The sequence below is a fragment of the Bradyrhizobium commune genome (assembly GCF_015624505.1).
GTDB classification, from domain to species: Bacteria; Pseudomonadota; Alphaproteobacteria; order Rhizobiales; family Xanthobacteraceae; genus Bradyrhizobium; species Bradyrhizobium commune.
Window position 1 is genome coordinate 2,939,003 of the sequence record NZ_CP061379.1, and the last position, 23,918, is coordinate 2,962,920.

A 23,918-nucleotide genomic window follows, 5' to 3' on the forward strand; every position below is an offset into this window, starting at 1 on the left:
GCGGGAGTCAACGGCCTGCGTCAGGCTGTGGCCATGTTGTTGAGGCCGATGACGCGGCCGCGGATGTCGCGCGGCGCGTTCAACTGCACCAGCTCATGCGGGTTAAGAATATGCGCCTAGCCCAGCCTCTTCACGTAAACCGCATACGGTACGCCCAGAATATCCGGCGCCTCGCCAACCCTGGCAAATCCCATGCGCAGATACATCGGCAGCGCGACCGTCATGATCGGCGTCGTATGCAGCGCGATCACGCCCGCCTGGTCGCGCTCGGCGCGGCGCAGACATTCTTCGGTCAATTGCCGGCCGATGCCTTTGCCGCGTGCCTCCGGATCGACCACCAGCATGCGGACGACAGGCCAGGCCGGATCGAAGAAGGCCGGCTTCGGCGCTTGCGGGCCGACATAGGCGACGGCGCCGACGATGCGCCCACCATCCTCGGCAACGATGATCTCGCCGGTCTTGGCAAGCTCCGGCATCTTCGCGACATGGGTCGTAAACAGCGGCCAGTCGGAATAATGCTGCTCGAATTGCGCAAAGGCCGCCAGCGCGACGCGCACAATCGCTTCGGCATCGTCCGCGCGATAGTCACGCAGCATCGGCGACCTCATCGCGCAATTCTGCGCCTGTGAGCCTCCGCAGACCAGGCCGCTCTGGCAAATTATCCGGAGTCCTGACATTCCAGACGAGTCCGACAGCCTCAAACGATCTGATCAACCACCAGCCCGGATCAACCTGTCCTGGCAATAGCCCCATCTTCGCCGAGCCCGGATAGGCGTGATGATTGTTGTGCCAGTTCTCGCCCATGCTGATCAGCGCCGCGAGGCGGACGTTATAGCCTTGTGCGGCGACGCCATCGACGATCCAGACCTGATTGCCTTGGGTGTGGGAGAAGTGGCCGACCAGCCAGTGTCCGGTGACGCAGACGCTCACTCGCACGCAAATGCCCCAAACGACCCAGTCGAGTCCGCCCGTCGCGAAGAAGAGCGCGGCCCACGGCAATTGCTGCAACATCCATGTGCGCTCGACGAAGGCGTAGAACCGATCGTTGGCAAGTCGTGGCTCGAGCCTGAAATCTGGCGGATGGCGCAATGCCAACCGGCAATGCAATTGCCACCATGCATCGCGCCAGAAGCCCGCACCATGGCGGGAATAATCGTGGCACGCAGGCTGGCGTTGCGCCCAGTCGCGGAAATCGTGCAGGCGGATCATGCCGAACGGACCGGCCATGCCGACCAGCGTGCCGAGATAGACGAGGACATGTTCGAGCCAGAGCGGGCAATCGAAGCTCGCATGGATCAGCTTGCGATGCATGCCGACGGAATGTCCGCAGCAAAGCGTGACGGCGCTGGTTGTGATGAACAGCGCGAATGCCGACCAGGAGAAGCAGGTCGGTCCAAGCACGAGAGCTGCGGCCGTCATGCCCGCCAGCCACAGCGATTTCCCCGGGGCCCATTGCACAGTGCCGTGCAGCGGATCGGTGTCCGGCGTGACGACAATTCGTTCCGAGCCCGGTCGCAATTCCATGGTCTGATCCCGGCGGAGGTCCGAAGCAGGTCCGCCTCGGTATGTGCAGCCTGCGGATACAACTGCGGCGTGTCAACGGTCGCGTTGGTATTTGCAACGTCGCACGGCTGACATAGGCTGATCTCAGCCCGCACCAATCATAACAAAGCGGGCATCGAGGAAACAGCCATGGAATCCATCCGCGTCTGCACCCACGCTGGGCCGGGCAGTGAGCCCGTGATCAAGACCGTGCCGTGGCCGAAGGTCGGCAAGAAGGCCGCGCTGATCAAGATCGGCGCCTGCGGCGTCTGCGGCACCGATCTCCACATTCTCAAAGGTCACTGGCCGAAGCCGCTGCCCTGGCCGTTCACGCTCGGCCACGAGCTCGGCGGTGTCATCGTCGAATGCGGCGACGAGTTCACCGAGGATTTTATGAGCAAGCCGCTCGCCGTCGGCTCCAAGGTGATGATCCCGCCGCTGATGCCCTGCGGGCGCTGCTATTACTGCATCCATTATCCGCAGACCGCCAACAAATGCCTGACGCCGGTCTATTACGGCCGCTATCTCGGCTATGACAAGGCGCCTCACATGTGGGGCGGCTGGGCCGAATATGTCTATGTCGATCTCGACATGTTGCCGGGCACCAAGATCTACAAATTGCCCGACGACATGTCGCTGCGCCTCGGCGCGCTGTCGGAGCCGCTGACGTCCTGCATCCGCGCTTTCAACCGCGCCAGTCGCGCCGGCGGTTTTACTTGGGGTGATACGGTGGTGATCCAGGGCTCTGGCCCGATCGGCATTCTCGCGGTCGCCGCCGCACAGGAGATGGGGGCAGGGCGCGTGATCTGCGTCGGTGCGCCGGAGGAGCCGCGGCTCAAGCTTGCGCGGGAGCTCGGCGCGGAGGCGACGGTGAACATCGAGGAGCTCAAGACACCGCAAGATCGCATCGCACGCGTGCGCGAGATCGTGGGCGGCTTCGGGGCTGATCTGGTGATGGACTGCTCGGGTCATCCGACCGCCGGCCCCGAGGGCATCGAAATGCTGCGCGACGGCGGCACCTATGTCGAGATGGGCCAGTTCACCGACGCCGGCTCGATCGACACGTCATGGCACCGCATCTGCACCAAGGACCTCAACGTGCTGGGATCCTGGGGCTTTACGGCCAACGACCTGCCGCTCGGCGTCGACATGCTCTACCGCACGCGCGACAAATATCCGTGGCTGAAGATGCAGACGATCTATCCGTTCACGGAAGCAGGCGTCGCGCAGGCGGTCAACGACGCCATCGCGATGAGGACGGTGAAGTCGACTATCGTGCCGTGGCCGGAATTGGTGGAGTGATCAACGGACGACCGATTCTCTTGAGAAGCGCCTGATGTACCGGGTCGAAGCGGACAGCCTCGAGGCCTATCTCAACTTCGATGCCGGGCGGAAGTCCGATCTCGTCCGGCTGCATCAGGTGATACGCAAGGCTGCTCCAGGCCTGAAGCGCTATTTTCACAAGGGCACGCCGGCTGGCGAAGCCGGCATGCGCATGAAGATGATTGGATACGGCAGGTTTCGCTACACGATCAAATCGGGCAGCACGATTGAATGGCCTGTCATCGGCGTCGCGCTCCAGAAGAATTACGTCAGCGTCTATGTGGCGGTGACAAAGGCGGGCGCGCCGATCGTCAAGGGCTACGCCGGAACGCTCGGCGAGCTGAGATCAGGCCACAACAATTTCAGTTTCGAACGGTTCGATGATCTGAACGTGGCCGCAGCGTCGTCATTGTTCGCCGCAGCCGCGGGCGTCTTCGCGGCGGATCCCGAAAACCCGGTTCGGTATATGCAGGGGTCCTAGTCTAGGCCCCTATAGCAGCAAGTTAGTGCGGCAGCGAAATATGCCGCGATGGGCCAACAACGGAGGTTGCGCGTCCTATTCGATCACCTCGTCGGCAGTCGCCAGAAGTGATGGCGATATGCTGAGGCCGAGCGCCTTGGCGGTCTTCAGGTTCAGAGCCAATTTGAACCGCGTAGGCTGTTCAACCGGTATATCTGCAGGCTTTTCGCCTCTCAGTACCTTGTCGACGTCGGCCGCTGCGCGGCGAAAGAAATCGGGGAAATCCTGTCCGTACGACAGCAGGAGTCCGTGTGGGACCATCTCCGCGATAAATGACAGCGCCGGTAATCTGTGTGCCAGAGCCGATGAACCAATACGTGTTCGCTCATTAAATAGCATCGATCCGGCTCCCAAAATTACACCGTCGGCACGGGTGTGAGCAATTTTGGAGAACGCAGGCTCAATGTCATCGGGCGTCGATACCTCAGCTGGCCACAACGAAATGCCAAGCGCTTCGGCCGCCGCCTGATTGGCCTTGACCGCGCGCTGCGCGAATTGATCGGTGTTATCCACCAAGAGTGCTACACGCGACAGGTGCGGAACCGCCTCCTTCAACAACGCCAAACGTTTCCCGCTCAGGTCGACCGCCATGAGCGAGAGACCCGTGGCGTTGCCCCCGGGGCGCGCAAGACTCTCGACAAGACCGCCACCGACTGGGTCGGACACGATGACAAATACGATTGGAATGGTGCTTGTCGCCTGTTTAGCCTCCTTTGCGCCCAACGCAGTCACGGCGACAATTGCGTCGACCTTGTCCGCGGCAAGCTCGCGTGCAAGCTTACGAAACTGTTCCGGCTGCTCGGCGGGAAATCGGTGAAGGAACTCGATGTTCTTGCCCTCGACATGGCCAAGATCGCTGAACGCCTTCGTCAGGACATCCAAATAGACCTTCTCTTCATCGGCATTACTGGCGTGCCAGAGGACACCAACTCGATTGATTTTTGCGCTCGTCACATTCTGCTGTGCGCGCGCCAAAAGAGGCCAAGCAGCCCCTGCTGCCGCAATCCCGATGAATGCCCGACGTTCCATATCAGCCCCCGACCTGATGCGGTCTTAGTATATCCGGCCCAATCCAGGAACGCTTAACTATGCTCACCGTCTATGGGCGGCGAGATCACCGGGATTGTAGTGCTCGCTTGTTCGGAGCGGCCAAGCGCCCGATTGAGTCGTTGCGAAAAGTTCCTCCGGCTGAGGCTCCGCGCTTGCGGGTCTACGTCCTAGCCGGATACCGCCGGCCGCGCCGCTGCCATGCCAGAGGCGCAAAAGTTTCATGAGGAAGCCGCGGGATATTCACGTGGAGGTGAAACTTAGGCCCGGGTTCCGGCTTTCACTGTGCGGGAGACAGCCATGAAGCGCATCCTGAAACCCGTCACTTATCTGCTCGCCGCCATTTACTTCCTGGTCGATGCGATTTTTGCCGCCATAGCCGCGCCGATCTCGCGCTGGATGGCGCGGCATCTGGAGTTCAAGCGATTGCGGGCCTGGATCCGGTCGCTCCCGCCATATCCCTCGCTTTGTCTGTTTTCGGTTCCCGTCATCCTGCTGGAGCCCATCAAGCCGGTGGCGGCCTACCTCGCCGCAACAGGACAGGTGCTGAGTGCCGCTGTGACGTTCATCATCGGCGAGCTTTTGAAGCTCGTCCTGGTCGAGCGCCTGTTCAGCCTCACGCGGGACAAGCTGATGACGATCCCGGCCTTCGCCTGGGCCTATGCGAGATTCACCGAAGCCAGGGCCTGGCTGCAAGCCACCGAAGCCTGGCGTGCGATCCGGGCCCTGAGCGGTGCGGCGCGAGATATGATGGCGCAGGCGAGGGCATGGCTTGCCGGCGGCTTCAGCAGATTGGCAACATTTCGGGATTAGGCCGGGTTCAGGCAAGCTTGCGCGATGCGGCCGTCGCGCGATCCCCGGTGTTCGGCGTGCCGGTCGGCTCGATCAGCAGAAGGTGCACCTCCTCACGCGCCACCGGGCGATGCTCGACCCCTTTGGGCACGACGAAAAGCTCGCCCGGACCCAGCGTGACCGTGCGGTCGCGCAGCTCGATGTCCAGGATGCCTTTCAGCACCAGAAAAAAATCGTCGGTGTCGTCGTGCTTGTGCCAGGTGAATTCGCCCTTCACCTTCACCACCATCACGTCGCAATCGTTGAAGGTCGTGATGGTCCGCGGAGACCAATGGTCGTGGAAGGTCGATAGCTTGTCGGCCAGCGCGATCTTGTCGCTCATATCCCATCTCCGTTGCGTTTGATCCGGTCGAGAGACGATTTGGGATCGAGCCCCTCGGCGAGCAAGGGTTCGAAGCGTCACATCTCGCTTGCCTTCGTCACCGTCGCCCGCACCACCTTGGTGCCCTCCAGCTCCCGCACGATGCGCTCATCCGGCCCGACGATGCCAAGATCGAACTCGCGCTCCGGCGTGACCAGGATCATGCGCTGGCCGACGATCACGACCACCGTCATGTCGTTGGTCCCGCCTTCCGCCGCCCAGGCGCGGATCTCGCTGGCGTAGGGCTCTTTCCGCCAGGCGTTGGGAAAGCCGGGATCGCAGCGGATCTCGATGCCGTCATCCGACGTGGTCAGGACCAGCTTGGACCGGCTCGGCTTCCATCGGTCGTCGAGAAGATCGTTGACGCGCCAGAGGCAGTTGAAGCTTGCGCATTCGTCCGGCCGGGCGGCGTAGATCGCGCAACCGCGGCCGGGGCTGCAACGCGGGCACCACACATTTGCGGGCTTGGCCAGCGCCTCGATGGCCATCACCTTGCAGCAGAGCGTGCAGTCGCCACACTGGCGTTCGGCGGAGGAGGTCACGCGGTCATTCCTGGCAGGTCCGGTGGCGTCGAGGTTAAGGGAATGTGGCGGTAAAAATCCGCCGCAACCTCCCGGTCAAAGCGCGTCTTTCTGCAAAGCCATGCATCATAGGCATGGCGATTTGCCCACGCTTGGCGTAAAGAGCCTCCCAAATCCAAATCGCCAGCATGCGGCCGGGCCCACTGCCGCACATAGCTTCAGGTCTCGCGGCTCAACGTTCCGCGCCTGGACCAACCAAGGTTTTCCATCTCGTGTCCTTTCCGACCACAAGTCCGCCGCTCGCCCGCGCCCTGGCCGAGCGCAACTACGATTCACCGACCCCGGTTCAGCTCGCCGTCCTCGGCGACGATGCCGTCGACCGCGATCTCCTGGTGTCGGCTCAGACCGGCTCGGGCAAGACGGTTGCTTACGGATTGGCCATGGCCAAGGACCTGCTTGATGACGCCGAGCGGTTCGAGCAGGCCGCAGCACCTCTGGCCCTGATCGTGGCGCCGACCCGTGAGCTCGCGTTGCAGGTCCAGCGCGAGCTGACATGGCTCTATGAGCATGCTGGAGCGCGCGTGGTCTCCTGCGTCGGCGGCATGGATCCGCGCCGCGAGCAGCGCGAGCTGGCCGCGGGCGCCCACATCGTGGTCGGTACGCCGGGGCGGCTCTGCGATCATCTGCGGCGCAACCGCCTCGACACCTCGGAATTGAAGGTTGTCGTCCTCGACGAGGCCGACGAGATGCTCAATCTCGGCTTTCGCGAGGACATGGAGTTCATCCTCGAGACCACGCCGGAGACGCGCCGCACGCTGCTGTTCTCGGCGACGTTCCCGCGCGGCATCGTGGCGCTGGCCAAGCAGTATCAGCAGGATGCGTTCCGGATCGAGGTCGCGGGCGACGAGGGCGGTCACGCCGATATCGAGTACCGCGCCATCCGGATCGCGCCTGGCGATGTCGAGCATGCCGTCGTCAACGTGCTGCGCTTCTTCGAGGCGCCGAGCGCGCTGGTGTTCTGCAACACGCGCGATGCGGTCAGGCATTTGCAGTCCGCGCTGCTGGAGCGCGGCTTCTCCGTGGTCGCGCTGTCAGGCGAGTTGACCCAGAACGAGCGCACGACGGCGCTCCAGTCGCTGCGGGACGGGCGATCCCGTGTCTGTGTGGCGACCGACGTCGCCGCGCGCGGTATCGATCTGCCGAGCCTCGACCTCGTCATTCACGCCGACCTGCCAAATGATCCGGAGGTCATGCAGCATCGCTCGGGCCGCACCGGCCGCGCGGGCCGAAAGGGCACAAGCGTCCTGCTGGTGCCGCCCGTACGACGGCGGCGCGCGGAGGTGCTGCTGAATTTGTCCGGTATCGACGCGGTTTGGGGCACGGCACCCCAGGCGGACGACATTCGCAAGCTCGATCATGAGCGCATGAAGGATGTGCTGTTCACCGAGGAGACGACCGCCGACGATCTGGTGCTGGCGCAGGCCTTGCTGGCCGAGCGGTCGGCCGAGGACATCGCCGCAGCACTCGCGCGGCTTTATCGCGCGCGGCTGCCGTCGCCTGAAGACATTATCGATCCGGGCGAGCGAAGTGGCCGGCCGCGCGACGATCGTCACCGCGACGATCGCGCACCGCGTGGCGACGATCGCTCCGAGAGGCCCCGACCGAAATCGGTGAAATCGTCGGCGAAGCACGATATGGCAGAGCCCACCGTGTGGTTCCGGGCCGCCATCGGGCGCCGCAAGAATGCCGAGGCGCGCTGGCTCTTGCCGATGATCTGCCGCCGTGGCGGCATCGACAAGCGCGACATCGGTGCGATCAAGGTCATGGACACCACCACCGAGTTTGAGATTTCCGAGCGCGTCGCGGCCTCCTTCGCGGCCAAGGTCAAGCGTCCGGACAAGGAAGACAGCATCCGAATCGAGGCGATGGCAGATGCGCCGCAGTCGCAGGCAGCTTCCGACAAGCGGCCGCACGCGCCGCGGCGCGAGGCTCGCGAGGCGGATGATCGCGCGCATCGCAGCGATCATCCGCGTGCCGCGACAGGGCCGAAGAAGCCGGGCAAGCCCGACCGCGACGGCGGCGCGAAATTCGGTGACGGGCCGGCGTTTGGAAAGAAGGGCAAGCATCACAACAAGCCAGGCCATGCCGAACCGTCGGTCACGGCGTGGCCTGCGAAGGGTGCATTCGGCAAAAAGGCCAAGAAGAAGCGCCGCGGCTGATGCGTCGGCTGAGATGCGAACGCCGCCGGCATGAGCCAGCGGCGCCACTGCAAGAGTTTTGAGCTCAGCGGCCGCCACCGCCACCGCCGCCACCACCACCGCCTCCGCCGCCACCACCGCCGGCGTCACGCATCGCCGAATTGTAGCGGGGATCGGACTGCTTCATGTAGGTCGGCGACGTGTCGACGCGAAGGACGGGGCGACGTGCCGCGGCCTGCGGCTCTTCGATGCGGATGCTGCAACCCTCGAAGTAGGCGAGGTCGCAGCCATAACCGCGCAGCTGCAGCGCGTTGGCGCTGGTTGCGCTGAACGCGGTCGTCGCAACGAATGCAATCAAGGCAACTTTCGATAATGTGGGTTTCATGAAAATTCTCCAGTCTCGGTTCGGCGAGACGGGGACGGCTCGCACAATTCTTCGACGGACGCTTGCCGAAACCGGTTCGAGACGTTCGGGTTCACGCCAGCGTGAGCCGGACCGGGGAGGGGAGCTACATGCCTGCGAGATCGCGCAGCATGTAAGTCGCGTTGTCGCCATAGGATGCGAGCTTGGCGCGCAGCGCCGCATCCGCCGTCACGGCGCGAAAGCCGAGACGCTCCCACAGCGGTCGCGTGGCGTAGACCGAGACCAGCGCAAGCGTCGCGATATCGGATGATCGCGCGGAGCTCACGATCGCCGCGACATAAGCGCGCGCCGTGCCGCCGCGACCATCGGGCAGCACGGCGACGTCGTGCACATAGAGACAGTCCGCAGCATCAGGCAATTTTCCCAGCAAGCCATCGAGCGGCGGGATCTGATACTGCATCCAGGGATGCGAGAGGCCGTAGCCTGCGATCTCATTCTCCGCGTCAAGCACGAGACAGCCATCCGGAGAGAGCCGCATCTTCTCCGCGAAGACTTCTGGACGCTCGGGCAGGTCGGGATGAATTCGCGCCGCGATCGCGTTGATCGCGGGCAGGTCGGCGGCGTGTGCGCGGCGCCAGTGCGGCTTGCTCATCCCGATCGTTCCATCTCAACCATCGCAATTTATTCCGCGGCCCCGATGCGTGCAGCGAAAAATTTCTTCGAGGCGTTCCGAGGAATACGACGCGTCGCGCGGCGTCCTACCCATGCAAACCGAATTTGCAAACCAATTGCATGACAGGAGACACCATGACGAATTCCCCGATCCGCCTCGCGCTCACGCTCGTTGCGTCCCTCGCGGTCATCCCCGCGGTGTTGGCGGCACCCCCGACCAAGACCGGCAAGACCGACAAGGGCAACGTGCTCACCGACGCCAAGGGCATGTCGCTCTACACCTTCGACAAGGACATGGACGGCAAGTCGGCCTGCAACGGTCCGTGCGCGACAAATTGGCCGGTCCTGAAGGCCGAGGCGAGCGACGCGCCTGGTGACAGCTACACCATCATCACCCGCGACGACGGCTCCAAGCAATGGGCCTACAAGGGCAAGCCGCTCTACACCTTCGCCAAGGACACCAAGCCCGGCGACATCACTGGCGACGGCTTTCTGAACGGTGCCTGGCATCTGGCGATGCCATAATAAGCGATCTCCGAGACGTGCGGGACGGGCTGTGCAAGGCAGCCCGTCCTCGGGCCGCGCGTGGTCTAGGCGGGCGGCGCCGGTACCAGGCCGTAGCGCAGCATCGTCTCTTTCATCCGCGCCGGGTCCGGCGTCCCTGCCGACAGCAGCGCCGCCATCTCCCTGAAATATTGCGGTCCAAGCACGCCGGGGCTCAGCATGCACAGGCACGTTGCAGGCCCGGCTGACCGGTTGGTGAAGCCGTGCACGATGCCGCGCCTGATGAAAACGGATTCGCCCGGGCCGACCTCGATCTCCTTGCCGTCGATCGTCCAGGTCGAGATGCCGCCAAGTCCGTAGACCGTCTCATCCCAACGGTCATGATAATGCGGGATTGGCATCCGCGCATTCGGCTGCAACGTCATTTCGAACACGTCGACGCTGCCGCCAGTGTCGTCTTTGCTGTGTAGGAATTTCAGTCGGAGAGCGCCGAAATCGATCGTGTCAGACATGGCCTTGGTCCAGGTGGGGGTGACTTCGAGGTTACGTCGGCGCGCAGGCCTACCGCAGCCCCTCATACACCATCAACCCGCGCGCGATCTGCAATTTGCGGATGGCGCGCGGCAACAGCTTCTCCGGCTGGTGCAGATAGCGCCAGGACGTGACGGTGAACGGGCCGAGCGCGCCGCATTCGTCGTCGAACGGCGCGAGCACGCCGGTGACGCTGACCGGCGTGTGCGGGCGGGCGTTGAAGGGGAGCAGCAAGAGCTCGAGATGCGCCTTGCTGCCGTCCTCGCGCGCGGCGGTGAGGCCGGCGATGGCGCCGAGCGTTTCGTCGGCGACAATGGTTGCGATTTCCTCGATCTCGCCGCGGCTGGCTTCGGTGAACATCGCCGCAAAACTCTGATCCTTCAGATCGCGGCCGGCCAGCGCGCAGACGCGGGTGCCGGCGACGCGGAATGGAAAGCCGAGCTTGGGCTCGCTCGCCAGCACGAAGATGTCGCCCAGGAGCTCGCGCACGGCGGCAGGGTCGATATCGGCCCTGTCCGGTGCCCGCGCAGTGCCGCGCTTCTTGTCCCAATACGCGAAGAACGCGCGGCTCGACGGATGTTTCATGACTGAACGCTCACCCCGGGGCGCAACCTCGTGGGACAAACCTGTCCCGCTTCAGTGCACCCAAGATCCCTTTGTTGTTGTGCAGGAGGGGATTTGCAGCGTCCATGCCGCGGAGGCGTTTTCGGCCCCAGGGCCCACGCCTTTGCGTCGTTAACGTTAAATTAACTATGCGCTTTGCGTCGCGAGCGCGCCTGCTATGGTCACCGCGGTCGCAAGCCGCGCCGCTTTCATCCAGGTTCTCGGCGGGGCCTGTACACGGGCGTCAAACAGTTTGGTCACGGGCCGCGGGGAGGGGTGGGGATACTCCTTGTCTCTCCGGCTGCCGGAAGATCGACACGGACAGGCAGGGCTTTCCCAGGGCCCTGCCTTTTCCTTTTGTGCACTTGCACCGGGTGGGTAAAGGCGACTATCTCCAAAGCTGTTGCTCATATCGCGCCTGAAAGCGAAGCCATCTTGGATTCCCCGCCACAACCTCCGTCGCAAGATCCTTCGCCGGAAGAGCCGGTCGCCGTCGTGCGCGCTCCGCACGAGCCGATCCTGACGCTGCCGACGGCGTTGACGGCCTATGTCGTTCTGCTGGCGGTGATCCATTTGCGGGTGCTGCTGCCGCCGGAACTGGAGAATTGGACCATCGACGTGTTCGGCTTCATCCCGAAGCGCTACGATGCCTCGCTGGCCAATTTGCAGATCCCGGGCGGCACCGGAGCCAAGGTCTGGACCTTCGTCACCTATTCGCTGCTGCACGCCAATCTCACCCATCTCGCCTTCAACGTGCTGTGGCTGCTGCCGTTCGGCAGCGCGCTGGCGCGGCGGTTTGGTGCGGTGCGGTTCTTCGTGTTCCTGGCGGTGACGGCGGCGGCCGGCGCGCTCGCCCATCTCGTCACCCATGAGCATGCGGTGGTGCCGATGATCGGCGCCTCGGCCTCGGTGTCGGGCGCCATGGCCGCGGCGATCCGGTTTGCGTTCGTGCGCGGCAGCTTCCTGTCGTTCAGCCGTTCGGATGCCGATACTGCGGCCAAAGTTCCGGCGCAGCCGCTGTTGCAGGCGCTGCGCGACAAGCGGATCGTCGGCTTCCTCGTGGTGTGGTTCGCCCTCAACATCATCTTCGGCGTCGGTGCCATCGGGGTCGAGGGCGACAGCGCGGGCGTGGCTTGGGAGGCGCATATCGGCGGCTTCTTCGCAGGCCTGTTGCTGTTCGCGCTGTTCGATCCCGTACCGCGCGTGCGAAGCGATGCTGCGGATGCGTCATCACAGGACATTTCAAGCGGTATCTGAAGCAGCGCTTGCGGCGCGGCCCGATTTCATCCATCATTCTCGCGAAGAATGTTCCGAAGCGACAAGCCCGTAGAGCCAATGCTTCGACAAGCGCCTGAGCGTGAAACCGGCGCCCAAACTGTTAGTTGAAGACTCCAAAGCAAGTCCGGACCGCACAAAGCGGACGGCTCCGATTCAGGGAGGCGACGATGACGGTACGTTCCATTCTCAACACCAAGGGCCACCAGATCATGAGCGTCGAGCCCGACGCCAAGCTGGCTGCCGCGGTCAAGCTGCTCGGTGAGAAGAAGATCGGTGCGGTGCTGGTGATGAACCAGAGCCGGCTGGAGGGCATCCTGTCGGAGCGCGACATCGTGCGCGTGCTCGGTGAGCGCGGCGCCGGCGCGCTCGAGGAGTCCGTCAGCGACGTCATGACCCGCAAGGTCGTGACCTGCAAGGAGACCGACACGGTCGCCGAGCTGATGGAGATGATGACCAAAGGCAAGTTCCGCCATCTGCCGGTCGTCGACAACGGCAAGGTGGTCGGCCTGATCTCGATCGGCGACATCGTCAAGCGCCGCGTGCAGGAATACGAGAGCGAGCAGGAAGCCCTGCGCGACTACATCAAGACGGCCTGAGCCGCTCTTACTCGCTGCGTTTCGGCGCGCCCTCGGGCGCCAGCACCTCGATCGTCTCCTGGATCGAGTCCAGCGCGCGCTCGGCGGCGCGCACGCCGTGCGCGATCAGGTCCTCGGCGCGATGGAAGTCGAACCAGCCGAACTGGCCGACCCTTGGCGTGATCAGGAGATCCGGCGGATCGCCGGCGAGCCGCGCGCGGGTGATGCGGTCCTGCATGATGTTGAAGGCGTCGACCATCACCGAGGAGATGCCGGGACGGCCGGCGGTACCGAAGAACTCGCGCTTGACGGTCTTCTCCGGCGAGAAGAAGCGTGGAAAGCGCCGCTTGGCCGGGGTCTCGTCCGCCTCGGGAGGGAGCGGCGAGGGCATCGCGCCGTGCGAATAGATCGTCGTGGAATGGGTGAAGATGTCGCTCGACAGATTGACGGCGATGACGATTTCGGCGCCGAGCGCGCGCGCCGCCGACACCGGCACCGGGTTCACCAGCGCACCGTCGACCAGCCAGCGGTCGCCGACCAGCACCGGCGAGAAGATGCCGGGGAGCGCATAGGAGGCGCGCATCGCCTCGACCAGGCGGCCGCGCGTCAGCCAGATCTCGTGGCCGGTGCGGACCTCGGTCGCAACGGAGGCGAACTTCATCGGCAGGTCTTCGATCAGGGTCTGGCCGACCGATTCCTCGAGCCGGGTCGCGAGCTTCTCGCCGCCGATCAGGCCCGAGCCGTTGAGGCGGATATCGAGATAGCCGAGGATGTTGCGCATGCCTTGCAGGCTGCGTGCCCATTCCTCCAGCGCGTCGAGGCGGTCGGCCGCATAGGCGCCGCCGACGGCAGCACCAATCGAGGTGCCGACCACGACATCGGGCACGATGCCGTTGGCGAGCAGCGTTCGCAAAATACCGATATGGGCAAAACCGCGGGCCGCGCCGCCGCCAAGCGCGAGGCCGACGACGGGGCGGCGGATGCTGCCGAGCCCGACCTTTTCGCCATTGGCGCCGTTCACGCCCCGACCTCTCAAGATGTCCAGCACCGCAACTCTCCTACGCCGGGGCCAGCCGGATCACCAGACTAGGCACTGCTGTTGCACTTCGCCAGAACAGCGGCGAAGCATGGTTTATACCGCTTTGGGGAAGGCAGGGGGCAGGACTATGGCGGGGGCCGATTGGCGCGGGATCGATCACGCAGGCGTCATCCGGGTTCCATCACGCCGTATTTCACGGGATTTCAGAGGCTTGAATTTGCCGCGTTTTCGGTGAAAAGCAGGGGGCATGACTCTCGGGGGTGACGGCATCATCGGATGGCGGCGCAGCGCATTGCTGCTGCCGGTCGTCTTGGCGTGCCTCGCGCTCGGCCCGGGTGCAGCCCAGGCCCAGCTTTTCTCCGATCGTCCGCCGCCGGTGCCCCCGGCCTCAGTCCCGGATCCCGGTAGCGCCGTCAGCCTGGCGCCGCCGTCCGGGGGCGGCGGGGCGCCTCCCAGCCTGCCGCCGACCCTGACCCAGCCGGCCTCGCCGACCATTCCGCCGGCGCTCTCGACCGTGCCGCCGGCAGCCCCGCTGAATGCCGCCGCCCCCGGGCAGGCCGTGCTGTCGCTCACCGCCAAATACGGCAAGGATTCGCCTGCGATCACCAGCGGCCTGGTCTGGCGGGTGTTTGCCGACCGGCCCGACGAGAACGGCACCTTCAAGCTGATCCGCGAGGACCGCAGCGCCACGCCCAACATCGTGCTGCCGCCCGGCAATTACGTCGTGCACGTCGCTTTCGGGCTGGTCAGCGCGGTGCGCACCGTCAGCCTGAAGGCCGAGACCGATCGCGAGTCTTTCGTGCTGCCGGCCGGCGGCCTGCGCATCGAGGGCCGCGTCGGCACCAGCCGCATTCCGCAGAACCAGATCTCGTTCGCGATCTACAAGGGCAGCCAGTTCGAATCCGGCGAGCGCGCCTCGCTGGTGCCCAACGTCGCGGCCGGCGACGTCGTGTTGCTGCCGGAGGGCACCTACTACATCATCTCCAACTATGGCGACGCCAACTCGGTGGTGCGCTCCGACATCCGCGTCCAGGTCGGCAAGCTCACCGACGTCACCATCACGCACCGTGCCGCCGTCATTACGCTGAAGCTCGTCAGCGACAAGGGCGGCGAGGCGCTGGCCAACACCGCCTGGTCGGTGCTGACGCCCGGCGGCGACGTCATCAAGGAATCGATCGGCGCCTTCCCGCGCGTCGTGCTCTCCGAAGGCGAATACCGCGCCATCGCCAAGAACGAGGGCAAGGTCTACGAACGCGGCTTCAATGTCGTCAACGGCGTCGACGGCGAAGTCGAAGTCGTGGCGCGGTAATCCTCACTTCCGATACCGCAGCGCCTCGACCAGCACGGCAAACGCTGGCGTCGGCTGGCGCCTGCTCGGATAATAGAGGTGATAGCCGGCAAACGGCGCGCACCAGTCGGCGAGCACGCGGATCAGGCGGCCGTCGACGATCTCGCGCTTGACGACGTCCTCCGGGATATAGGCAAGACCTAGTCCCGCCAGCACGGCATTCATCCGCAGCAGGCCGGTGTTGAACACCAGCTGCCCGTCGACCCGCACCTTCATGGCGCGGCTGCGCTTCTCGAACTCCCAGGCATAGATCCCGCCATAGGTCGGCAGGCGCAGATTGATGCAATTATGCCCGGTGAGATCCTGTGGCTGCTTCGGCTTGCCCCGCGCGGCGAAATATGCGGGCGCGCCGACCACGGCCATGCGCATCTCGGGCCCGATCCGTACCGCGATCATGTCTTTGGCGACCTGCTCGCCGAGACGCACGCCGGCATCGTAGCGCTCAGTGACGATGTCGGTCAGGCCGTAGTCGACGACGAGCTCGACCTTGATGTCGGGATAGTGCGGGAGCAGCTTTGCGAGCGCCGGCCACAGGATCGTCTGCGCCGCATGTTCGCCCGCGGTGATGCGGACGGTGCCGGCCGGTGTCTCGCGCAGCTCGGTCAGTGCCGAGAGTTCAGCATCGATCTCGTCGAAGCGCGGGCCGACATTGCGCAACAGCCGTTCGCCCGCTTCCGTCGGCGCGACGCTGCGGGTGGTGCGGGTGAGGAGCCGCAAGCCGAGGCGCTCCTCGAGTGCGCGGACGGTGTGGCTCAGCGCCGATTGCGACACGCCGAGCTGGGCGGCGGCGCGGGTAAAGCTGCGTTCGCGGGCGACGGCGAGAAAGGCGGCGCGTGCCATTGATGAATCCAGATCATGAGTGCATGCCGCTTTTATCACCTAATCGCAGGCCCGCGCGCGGCCTAGATTCGCACCGAACATGATTTTCAAGGAGCGCTGAAAATGCAGACACGCAAACTGGGCAGGAGTGGTCTCGAGGTCTCGGCCCTCGGCCTCGGCTGCATGGGATTGAGCTACGGCTATGGTCCCGCCATCGAGACGTCACAGGCGATCACACTGATCAGGACCGCCTTCGAGCGCGGCGTGACCTTCTTCGACACCGCCGAGGCCTACGGCCCGTTCCTCAACGAGGAACTCCTGGGCGAGGCGCTGGCGCCGTTCCGCGACAAGGTGGTGATCGCCACCAAGTTCGGTTTCAAGGGCGGCAAGGTCGAGGCCGGGCTCGACAGCCGGCCCGCCAACGTCAAGGCCGTGGCCGAGGCGGCGCTGAAGCGGCTCAAGACCGATCGCATCGATCTGTTCTATCAGCACCGCGTCGATCCCGATGTGCCGGTCGAGGACACCGCAGGCGCGGTGAAAGAGTTGATCCGCGAGGGCAAGGTGCTGCATTTCGGCATGTCCGAGGCAGGTGCGCAGACCATCCGCCGTGCGCACGCGGTGCAGCAGGTCTCCGCATTGCAAAGCGAATATTCGCTGTGGTGGCGCGAGCCGGAGCAGGAGATCCTGCCGACGCTGGAAGAGCTCGGCATCGGCTTCGTTCCCTTCAGCCCGCTCGGCAAGGGCTTTCTGACCGGCGCGATCAATGCGAGCACGACGTTCGACAGCAGCGATTTCAGGAATATCGTACCGCGCTTCTCATCGAGCGCACGAAAATCCAATCAGGCGCTGGTGGATCTGCTGGGCGAGATCGCTGCTGCGAAGCAGGTGACGCCGGCGCAGATCGCGCTGGCCTGGCTGCTTGCGCAGAAGCCGTGGATCGTGCCGATACCCGGCACCACCAAGCTGCACCGGCTCGAGGAGAATCTCGGTGCGGCTTCAGTGACTCTGTCGAACGCGGATCTCGCGTCCATTGCAGAGGTTCTGGCCAAGGTCGCCGTGCAAGGCGACCGCTATCCCGCGCATCTCCAGGCGCGGGTCGGCCGCTGACATCACACATGAGCGTCCGGTGAGCGTTCGCTTACCGGACGTTCTCATTGTGTGTTCTGATTTTGAATACATCTGTCAGCGCTACCAAGCCGCGTCGAAGAGACAACGGGACACCGGCAGCATCGGCTTATTCCACCTGCGTCGCGACTTCGTCACAGCCGGTGGAAGATACGCATTTCCGATAATCAATTTCATTCGCTTTCCGTCCTGCTGCGCTATATGTCGAGCATCCGTCTAACGGGGAGGCTGGCGCAGGCGTGCCTGCGAGACCGGCACGGAGCAGGGGACCAAGCCCGTCGGCATGTTCGAAGTGATCCTCACCAGGCGCAAGCGGTTTGGTTGGCGATGGCAGGTCTGCGACCAGTCCGGCAAGATTTTTGCCGATGGCTTCGAGCGCACCCGGCCCGCCGCCAAATATCACGGCGAGCGCGCCTTGTTCTTCCTGTTGTCGCAGGCTTACTTGCGCAACCGCTCGGCGGCGTCGAGCGAGGATTAGCGGCTGTTGCACGTTGAGCCCGTAGCCCGTAGCCCGGATGGAGCGAAGCGCAATCCGGGACGTTTGCATCCGCGGATGCGATCCCGGATTACGCTGCGCTCGATCCAGGCTACGAGACCTTGCGTTGCCCGTCAGGCAAAACACGCCAAGGCTCGGTCAATCCACGCTCACAAAAATATTCCACTTTACCGAAATTCGGAAACGGCGTATGTGTCGCCTCACTCCGGCCCAAGGAAGAGGGGCGTATCGCGATCGTCACGAACGCGGGCCGGGCGGCGGTGGACGTGGGTCACATCGGCGCGAAGGGTTTTTGCAGGGCGGGCAACCGTGAGCGAGGCCGTCGCGCAAACGACCGGTGCGGCTCGCGTACGGCAAAATCGTGTGGTCCTGACGCCCGGGGTCTGTGCGTCAAGTCTTGCGGTGATGTGTGCGGCCCGACCGGGCCGGCATGTCAGTCATCTGTAAGGCGACGGGGGCAATAGTGCATCGCTCCCCGGGGAGATCACGACATAAGCCGTTCCAACCATCGCGCAGGGAAGGCCGGGATGCTCCGGTTGCCCTGTTACCCGCTGTGCAGTGTAGCGCAACCTACTCATGGCATAGCGGTCAATGGGAGCCAGCCGGCTCCCGGCCTTCCCTGCGCCCTCTTTCAATTGAGGGCGAAGCGAACAGCAAAGCTCGGGCGAAATGAGCCGCGAGAGGGCGGAGCTGTGTCTGCGATTGAGATGCGGATTGAAAGAGCGACGCTGCCATCCACACACTCCGTCATTGCGAGCGAAGCGAAGCAATCCAGACTGTCGCCGTGGAAAGATTCTGGATTGCTTCGTTGTGCTCGCAATGACGATGTTGAGGCAGTTGTGCGCGAATCTCGATCGCGCGACCGGACCCATCGCATTGTTAGGCAACTGTCATAGTCACTAACGCACGCTAACCATCGTCGGACTTAAAACTGTCATAATCGCTGAATGGAACCCGAAACTGCCCAGCTTTTACAAGCCATTAAGCCGGTTTGCATTGGATGCGCCGGGAAAGTGCGTTGGGGACTGCGATGAGTGCCGCGAAAAGAGCGTCGGGAACGCCGGCCGCCGAAATGTTTGACGATATCCCGGTGCTTCAGCGCAAATGGCGTGCCGCGTTGAAGCCGGGCGATCGGCTGCCGCGCTATGAGGACGTGATGCTCGGCAGCCTCGGACGGCTCGCCGACCACATCGCGCTGCTCAAGGGCGAGGGCGCGCTCGAACTGTCGCGCAGCGGACGCTACGTGCAGAAATGGCTCGGTGAGGAGCGCTGGGACATTCCGGTCGCGGAGCTGTCGCCCGACTGCGCCACCGCGCTCTCGGAAGTCGTGGCGAACGCGCTTGCGAATGGACGGCCGCACCAGGCGAGCGCGCATTGCGTCCGCGACGGTATGGTCAGGACCTACGATCTGCTGGCGCTGCCGACCGCCTCGCGTTGGGGCGTCACGCTGGTCGGGACCTATGTCAACGAGCGCGGCGCGCAATACAATCTCCTGGATGCGATCTTCTCGTCGACCGACGATGCGGTCGTCTCGCTCGCGACGCTGCGCGATGCCGCCGGCAAGCCATTCGATCTCCAGGTCGTGCATCACAACAAGAGCGCCGGGCTTCTGCTCAGAGTTACGGGCGGAAGCCTGCTGTGGCGGCGGATAGGTGAGGGCAGCACGCTGCTGGCTGCGCCCGAGATCATGGAATTCCTGCTCAGGGCCGTTTCCGGCGGCCGCGGCGAGCAGCTCGAGATCGAGCACGACGGCCGTTACCTGCGGCTGAGCGCCACCGCCTTCGCCGACGTGGTCTCGCTGACGATCTCTGACGTCACCGCGTTGAAGCGGCGCGACGCCTCGTTCCGCCTGCTGTTCGACAACAACCCGATGCCGATGTGGGTGTTCGACGCCGAGACCAAGCAATTCCTCAGCGTCAACGACGCCGCGGTCCAACACTACGGTTACACGCGCGCCGCATTCCTCCAGATGAAGCTGCCAGAGATCTGGCCCGAGGATGAGTGGGACAGCCACGCCGAGGCGCTCGAACGTGTCGGCGAGACCTATCACTCCTCGCGCAACTGGCGGCATCTGCGCGCCGATGGCAGCGAGATCGAGGTGCTGACCTTCGGCCGCCGCGTGACCTTCGACGATCGCGACGGCTATCTGGTTGCGGTCGTCGACATCACCGAGCGGCGCAAGGCCGAGGCGCGGATCGCCTATATGGCGCATCATGACGGGCTCACCGACCTGCCGAACCGCGAATATTTCCAGGACCGGCTGAAGCAGGCACTCGACCAGGCCAGCGGCAAGCGCGTCGGTGTGCTCTATATCGATCTCGACCTGTTCAAGAACATCAACGATTCCTTCGGCCACCCGTCGGGCGACCGCCTGCTGAAGGAAGTTGCCGAACGTCTCACCAGAGCGGTCCGCGGCCGCAATCTCGCCGCACGGCTTGGTGGAGACGAATTCGCCGTGATCCTCGCAGCCGACGTCTCGCCGAACGAAGCCAGCGCCTGCGCGACCCTGCTGATCGACATGCTGCGGGCGCCCTATGAGATCGATGGCCAGGAGATGGTGATCGGCGCCAGCATCGGCATTGCGCTGTCGCCCGGCGACGGCACGACGTCGGAAGAATTGATGCGCAACGCCGACATGGCACTGTACCGGGCCAAGTCGGAAGGCGGTGGCGTGCACCATTTCTTCGAGCGCGAGATGGACCTCCAAGCGCAGAAGCGCCGCGACATGGAGGTCGATCTGCGCCGGGCATTTGGCAATGGCGAGTTCGAGCTGCACTATCAGCCGCTGGTGTCGATCGCCTCCGACCGCATCTCCGGCTTCGAGTCGCTATTGCGCTGGCGTCATCCCGACAAGGGCATGATCTCGCCGGCGGAGTTCATTCCGGTCGCCGAGGACATCGGCCTGATCACCCAGCTCGGTGAGTGGGTGTTGCGCGAGGCCTGCGCGGAAGCGGTGAAATGGCCCAACGACATCAAGGTCGCGGTCAATCTCTCGCCGGCGCAGTTCCGCAGCCGCAGTCTGGTGCAGGTCGTGATCTCGGCGCTGGCACAATCCGGCCTGTCGCCGAAGCGGCTCGAGCTCGAAATCACCGAGTCGATCTTCCTGGCCGAGACGGACGCCAATCTTGCGATCCTGCATCAGCTGCGCGAGCTCGGTGTCGGCATCTCCATGGACGATTTCGGCACCGGCTATTCGAGCCTCAGCTATCTCCGCAGCTTCCCCTTCGACAAGATCAAGATCGACCGCTCCTTCGTCAAGGATCTCGCGCGGCGGCCCGATTGCGTCGCCATCGTGCGTGCGATCTCCGGGCTCGGCCGCAGCCTCAACATCACGACGACCGCGGAAGGTGTCGAGACCGAGGATCAGCTCGACTGGCTGCGCGCCGAAGGGTGCAACGAGGTGCAGGGCTTTCTGTTCAGCGCCGCTAGGCCGGCAGCCGAGATCGCAAAGCTGCTGACCGACTTCGGCCAGCGCGCCTCACGGGCGGCGTAACTCCGGCGGAAAGGTGCCGTAGACCAATTCCTTGAAGGCAGGCGTGATGCGGCTGCGCTCGTTCTGGGTCTGCTGCATCATCAGGTAGACCATGTCGAGCTTGGGATCGACGCCGAAATAGGTGCCGCTGCCACTGTCCCATTTCAGCTCGCCGATCGATCCCGCCGGCGGCGGCTTCGCGTTGCCGGGATCTGTCCGCACACCAATGCCGTAGCCATAACCAAAACCGTCGCCGGGGAAATAGAAGTAATCGCGTCCTACGCCGGAGCCGGGGCCGACGTGATCGGTCGTCATCGCCTTGAAGGCAGCAGGGCTGAGGTAACGCTTGCCCTCGAACTCGCCGCCGTTGAGCAGCATCTGCGAGAAGCGCTGATAGTCGGTGATGGTCGAGAGCAGCCCTCCGCCGCCCGACTCCCATTCGGGATGGGCCAGGCGGTCGCGCTCGCCGGCGAGCAGAACCGGGTCGTTCGGCAGCGGCCGTGCCATCCGCGCGCGCTCCTCCGGAGTCTTCAGCACGAATTTGGTGCTGGTCATGCCGAGCGGATCAAGAATGCGTTGCTTGAGGAATTCGTACAGCGTTTGTCCCGAGATGATCTCCATGATGGCGCCGAGCACGTCAGTGGAATGACCGTAACGCCACAACGTGCCGGGCTGGCGCGTGAGCGGCAGCCTGGCGATGCGGTCGGCGAATTCTCGGTTGTTGAAGGGCCCCTCGAAAATGTTGGCGGCCTGGTAGACCTGCATCACCCAGGGGGCGCCGATATAATCGTAGCTGATGCCCGAGGTGTGCCGCAGCAGATCCTCGATGTTGACAGGGCGGATCGGCGGCTCGAGTTCGACCATCGATGTGCCGTTCGGCTCCACGCCAACCTTGATGTCGGCAAAGAGCGGGATGTATTTCGACACGGGGTCGGTCAGCGCGAGCTTGCCCTCGTCAATCAGCATCATCGCGCCAAGGCAGGTGATCGGCTTGGTCATCGAGTGGATGGCGAAGATCGTGTCCGGCGTCATCGCGAGACCGGTCCTGGTGTCGCGCACGCCGAAGGTCTTGAAGTAGACCGGCTTGCCGTGCTGCTGCACCAGGATCACGGCGCCCGGCAGTCGGCCGCTCGTCACCTCGTTGTCGAAATACGTCGTGATGCGGTCGAGCCCCTCGGCCGACGGAGCGGGGATGTCGGTGGCGGCGCGGCTTCGCGCCATCGAGCCGGCCAACAGAGTAGCCCCGACCAGAAATTCACGACGCTTCATCCGGGCTTCCTCCCTGAACGGGAACAAAGCCGCAAGACGTTCAGGCCGTCAACAAGCCTTCGATTAAAATCGCGTCACGATTTCGGAAAGGACCGGTCGCGGACGATCATCGTTCGGCTTGGTCGGCGTGCCGATATGCACGAGGCCTGCGAGCTTTTCGTCCGGCTTCAGGCCAAGGCCGTCGAGCACGTCGCGATCGAACGAGAACCAGCCGGTCAGCCAGCAGGCGCCGTAGCCGAGCGCGGTCGCGGCGGTGACGATGTTCATGACGCTCGCGCCTGCGGACAGCTCCTGCTCGAAAGCCGGCACCTTGGGATGCGGCCTGGTGAAGCTGACGATGCCGATCACAAGCGGCGCGTCGGTGAGGCGCTTGCGCTCGATCTCGATATCGGCCGCGGGCGCGCCGGGATTCTTCCGCGCAAAAACCTTGGCGATCACCTCGCCGGCGCGCTGGCGTGCGTCGCCCTCGAAAATGATGAAGCGCCAGGGCGCGAGCTTGCCGTGATCGGGCACGCGCGCGCCGATGGTCAGGATCGTCTCGAGCTCGGCCGGCGAGGGGCCGGGGCCGGTCATCTCGCGCGGCTTGACCGAGCGGCGGGTCTTCAGGAGTTCGATGGCGTCGGGCACGGGGCGTCCTTATGGCTTGCTGTTCTCGCCGGAGATAGGCTCGGCAGGAGACGAATGAAAGGGACTTTAGAGGGATTATCAGGACTCCTGCTGCTTGGGTCAGAAAGTTATGGTCCCAAGTTGGGACTATGATAAGATGAATCGAATGAGGATCCTAGCGCTCAGCACGATCAAGGCTTTTCTCGATCGGGCCGGCGAAGCCTCCGATGCTCGCGAGCCTCTGATGGCCTGGTTCCGGCAGGTGAAGCAGGCCGATTGGGCGAAGCCCGCGGACGTCAAGCGAGACATCCGAACCGCCAGCATCCTCAGGGATGGCCGTGTCGTCTTCAACGTCGCCGGCAACAAGTATCGCGTCGTGGTCTGGATCAACTATCCATATCGCGTGGTCTATATCCGCTTTGTCGGATCGCATCGGCAATACGACGCAATCGATGCGCAAACCGTTTAGAGGGTCGATGATGGAAATCGCGCCAATCAAGTCTAACCGAGACTATCGCCGCGTTCTCAAGGAGATCGAGACATTGATGAGCGCACGGCGCAATTCGCCCGAGGGTGATCGGCTGGACGTGCTCGTGACGCTGGTGGAGGCCTGGGAGCGGAAGCACTACCGACTGGACCTTCCAGACCCTGTCGAGGCGATCAAGTATCATATGGAGCAAAGCGGCTTGCAGCCAAAGGACCTGATCCCCTTTATTGGAAGCCGAAACCGGGTTCACGAAGTGCTCAACCGTCGGCGTGAATTGACGCTGAGCATGATCCGCCGACTGCATGAGGGCCTCGGCATTCCCGCCGAGTCCCTCATCAATGTCCGACAAGACCGCGCTGCCTGAAC

Annotated in this window: 26 protein-coding genes; 13 read left to right on the forward strand and 13 right to left on the reverse strand. The window is 64.0% G+C overall.

Annotated features, from left to right (window positions below; all coding sequences use genetic code 11):
- Positions 1-116: 116 nt before the first annotated feature.
- Both IC761_RS13880 and IC761_RS13885 read right to left on the reverse strand, forming a co-directional pair.
- Positions 117-608 (reverse strand): GNAT family N-acetyltransferase, encoded by a 492-nt coding sequence (locus IC761_RS13880; protein ID WP_246791511.1) that lies wholly within the window; start codon positions 606-608, stop codon positions 117-119.
- Positions 586-1,524 (reverse strand): acyl-CoA desaturase, encoded by a 939-nt coding sequence (locus IC761_RS13885; RefSeq protein ID WP_195803786.1) that lies wholly within the window; start codon positions 1,522-1,524, stop codon positions 586-588. Before IC761_RS13885 ends, IC761_RS13880 begins: the two co-directional genes overlap by 23 nt.
- Positions 1,525-1,692: 168 nt before the next feature.
- Between IC761_RS13885 and IC761_RS13890 the strand changes: the two genes are divergently transcribed.
- On the forward strand, positions 1,693-2,844 hold the full coding sequence (locus IC761_RS13890; protein ID WP_195803787.1) for a zinc-binding dehydrogenase: 1,152 nt from the start codon (positions 1,693-1,695) through the stop codon (positions 2,842-2,844).
- 34 nt (positions 2,845-2,878) lie between these two features.
- Entirely contained in the window at positions 2,879-3,346 is a 468-nt protein-coding gene (locus IC761_RS13895) for a DUF1801 domain-containing protein (protein WP_195803788.1), read from the forward strand.
- A 75-nt stretch (positions 3,347-3,421) separates the two neighbouring features.
- Here the strand turns inward: IC761_RS13895 and IC761_RS13900 are convergent, their stop codons facing one another.
- On the reverse strand, positions 3,422-4,414 hold the full coding sequence (locus tag IC761_RS13900) for an ABC transporter substrate-binding protein (protein ID WP_195803789.1): 993 nt from the start codon (positions 4,412-4,414) through the stop codon (positions 3,422-3,424).
- Positions 4,415-4,732: 318 nt separating this feature from the next.
- Here IC761_RS13900 and IC761_RS13905 point away from each other — a divergent pair, with 318 nt between their 5' ends.
- A complete protein-coding gene (locus IC761_RS13905; protein WP_195803790.1) occupies positions 4,733-5,245 on the forward strand; it encodes a hypothetical protein in 513 nt (170 codons plus the stop codon).
- A 7-nt stretch (positions 5,246-5,252) separates the two neighbouring features.
- Here the strand turns inward: IC761_RS13905 and IC761_RS13910 are convergent, their stop codons facing one another.
- On the reverse strand, positions 5,253-5,606 hold the full coding sequence (locus IC761_RS13910) for a cupin domain-containing protein (RefSeq protein ID WP_195803791.1): 354 nt from the start codon (positions 5,604-5,606) through the stop codon (positions 5,253-5,255).
- Between the two features lie 77 nt (positions 5,607-5,683).
- Positions 5,684-6,187, reverse strand: coding sequence for a hypothetical protein (locus IC761_RS13915; RefSeq protein WP_195803792.1), 504 nt, complete (start codon positions 6,185-6,187; stop codon positions 5,684-5,686).
- A gap of 251 nt (positions 6,188-6,438) precedes the next feature.
- Between IC761_RS13915 and IC761_RS13920 the strand changes: the two genes are divergently transcribed.
- On the forward strand, positions 6,439-8,385 hold the full coding sequence (locus tag IC761_RS13920; RefSeq protein ID WP_195803793.1) for a DEAD/DEAH box helicase: 1,947 nt from the start codon (positions 6,439-6,441) through the stop codon (positions 8,383-8,385).
- Positions 8,386-8,449: 64 nt separating this feature from the next.
- Here IC761_RS13920 and IC761_RS13925 read toward each other — a convergent pair whose 3' ends face one another.
- Together IC761_RS13925 and IC761_RS13930 are read right to left on the reverse strand one after the other, a co-directional pair.
- Positions 8,450-8,749, reverse strand: a complete 300-nt coding sequence (locus tag IC761_RS13925; RefSeq protein ID WP_195803794.1) for a hypothetical protein — start codon at positions 8,747-8,749, stop codon at positions 8,450-8,452.
- A 124-nt stretch (positions 8,750-8,873) separates the two neighbouring features.
- On the reverse strand, positions 8,874-9,380 hold the full coding sequence (locus IC761_RS13930; protein WP_195803795.1) for a GNAT family N-acetyltransferase: 507 nt from the start codon (positions 9,378-9,380) through the stop codon (positions 8,874-8,876).
- Positions 9,381-9,535: 155 nt separating this feature from the next.
- On the opposite strand from IC761_RS13930, the gene IC761_RS13935 reads away from it, so the two are divergent.
- Positions 9,536-9,925 (forward strand): COG4315 family predicted lipoprotein, encoded by a 390-nt coding sequence (locus IC761_RS13935; protein WP_195803796.1) that lies wholly within the window; start codon positions 9,536-9,538, stop codon positions 9,923-9,925.
- Between the two features lie 65 nt (positions 9,926-9,990).
- Here the strand turns inward: IC761_RS13935 and IC761_RS13940 are convergent, their stop codons facing one another.
- Positions 9,991-10,416 (reverse strand): cupin domain-containing protein, encoded by a 426-nt coding sequence (locus tag IC761_RS13940; protein ID WP_195803797.1) that lies wholly within the window; start codon positions 10,414-10,416, stop codon positions 9,991-9,993.
- A gap of 49 nt (positions 10,417-10,465) precedes the next feature.
- Positions 10,466-11,020 (reverse strand): PAS domain-containing protein, encoded by a 555-nt coding sequence (locus IC761_RS13945; RefSeq protein ID WP_195803798.1) that lies wholly within the window; start codon positions 11,018-11,020, stop codon positions 10,466-10,468.
- A gap of 453 nt (positions 11,021-11,473) precedes the next feature.
- Here IC761_RS13945 and IC761_RS13950 point away from each other — a divergent pair, with 453 nt between their 5' ends.
- Positions 11,474-12,295, forward strand: a complete 822-nt coding sequence (locus IC761_RS13950) for a rhomboid family intramembrane serine protease (RefSeq protein ID WP_195803799.1) — start codon at positions 11,474-11,476, stop codon at positions 12,293-12,295.
- A gap of 188 nt (positions 12,296-12,483) precedes the next feature.
- Positions 12,484-12,912 carry a CBS domain-containing protein gene (locus tag IC761_RS13955; RefSeq protein ID WP_195803800.1) on the forward strand — a complete coding sequence of 143 codons (429 nt, stop codon included), beginning with the start codon at positions 12,484-12,486 and terminating at the stop codon, positions 12,910-12,912.
- 7 nt (positions 12,913-12,919) lie between these two features.
- On the opposite strand, the gene IC761_RS13960 is transcribed toward IC761_RS13955, so the two are convergent.
- On the reverse strand, positions 12,920-13,939 hold the full coding sequence (locus tag IC761_RS13960; protein WP_195803801.1) for a patatin-like phospholipase family protein: 1,020 nt from the start codon (positions 13,937-13,939) through the stop codon (positions 12,920-12,922).
- Between the two features lie 238 nt (positions 13,940-14,177).
- Between IC761_RS13960 and IC761_RS13965 the strand changes: the two genes are divergently transcribed.
- Positions 14,178-15,239, forward strand: coding sequence for an RgsD C-terminal domain-containing protein (locus tag IC761_RS13965; protein WP_195803802.1), 1,062 nt, complete (start codon positions 14,178-14,180; stop codon positions 15,237-15,239).
- Positions 15,240-15,242: 3 nt separating this feature from the next.
- Here IC761_RS13965 and IC761_RS13970 read toward each other — a convergent pair whose 3' ends face one another.
- Positions 15,243-16,118: a LysR family transcriptional regulator gene (locus IC761_RS13970; RefSeq protein ID WP_195803803.1), complete on the reverse strand. Its 876-nt coding sequence runs from the start codon at positions 16,116-16,118 to the stop codon at positions 15,243-15,245.
- A gap of 102 nt (positions 16,119-16,220) precedes the next feature.
- On the opposite strand from IC761_RS13970, the gene IC761_RS13975 reads away from it, so the two are divergent.
- From IC761_RS13975 to IC761_RS13985, 3 genes are all read left to right on the forward strand, one after another.
- Positions 16,221-17,204 carry an aldo/keto reductase gene (locus IC761_RS13975; RefSeq protein ID WP_195803804.1) on the forward strand — a complete coding sequence of 328 codons (984 nt, stop codon included), beginning with the start codon at positions 16,221-16,223 and terminating at the stop codon, positions 17,202-17,204.
- 301 nt (positions 17,205-17,505) lie between these two features.
- Complete coding sequence (locus tag IC761_RS13980) at positions 17,506-17,700, forward strand: hypothetical protein (protein WP_164987853.1); 195 nt, start codon at positions 17,506-17,508, stop codon at positions 17,698-17,700.
- Between the two features lie 1,048 nt (positions 17,701-18,748).
- Complete coding sequence (locus tag IC761_RS13985) at positions 18,749-21,211, forward strand: putative bifunctional diguanylate cyclase/phosphodiesterase (RefSeq protein ID WP_195803805.1); 2,463 nt, start codon at positions 18,749-18,751, stop codon at positions 21,209-21,211.
- Here IC761_RS13985 and IC761_RS13990 read toward each other — a convergent pair.
- The gene (locus IC761_RS13990; protein ID WP_195803806.1) at positions 21,197-22,459 is read right to left on the reverse strand and encodes a serine hydrolase domain-containing protein; all 1,263 of its coding nucleotides are present in this window, start codon (positions 22,457-22,459) and stop codon (positions 21,197-21,199) included. The genes IC761_RS13985 and IC761_RS13990 overlap by 15 nt on opposite strands.
- A 63-nt stretch (positions 22,460-22,522) precedes the next feature.
- Positions 22,523-23,086 (reverse strand): nitroreductase family protein, encoded by a 564-nt coding sequence (locus IC761_RS13995; protein ID WP_195803807.1) that lies wholly within the window; start codon positions 23,084-23,086, stop codon positions 22,523-22,525.
- A 145-nt stretch (positions 23,087-23,231) separates the two neighbouring features.
- On the opposite strand from IC761_RS13995, the gene IC761_RS14000 reads away from it, so the two are divergent.
- Complete coding sequence (locus IC761_RS14000) at positions 23,232-23,534, forward strand: type II toxin-antitoxin system HigB family toxin (protein ID WP_195803808.1); 303 nt, start codon at positions 23,232-23,234, stop codon at positions 23,532-23,534.
- Between the two features lie 10 nt (positions 23,535-23,544).
- The gene (locus IC761_RS14005; protein ID WP_195804645.1) at positions 23,545-23,916 is read left to right on the forward strand and encodes a helix-turn-helix domain-containing protein; all 372 of its coding nucleotides are present in this window, start codon (positions 23,545-23,547) and stop codon (positions 23,914-23,916) included.
- Positions 23,917-23,918: the final 2 nt, after the last annotated feature.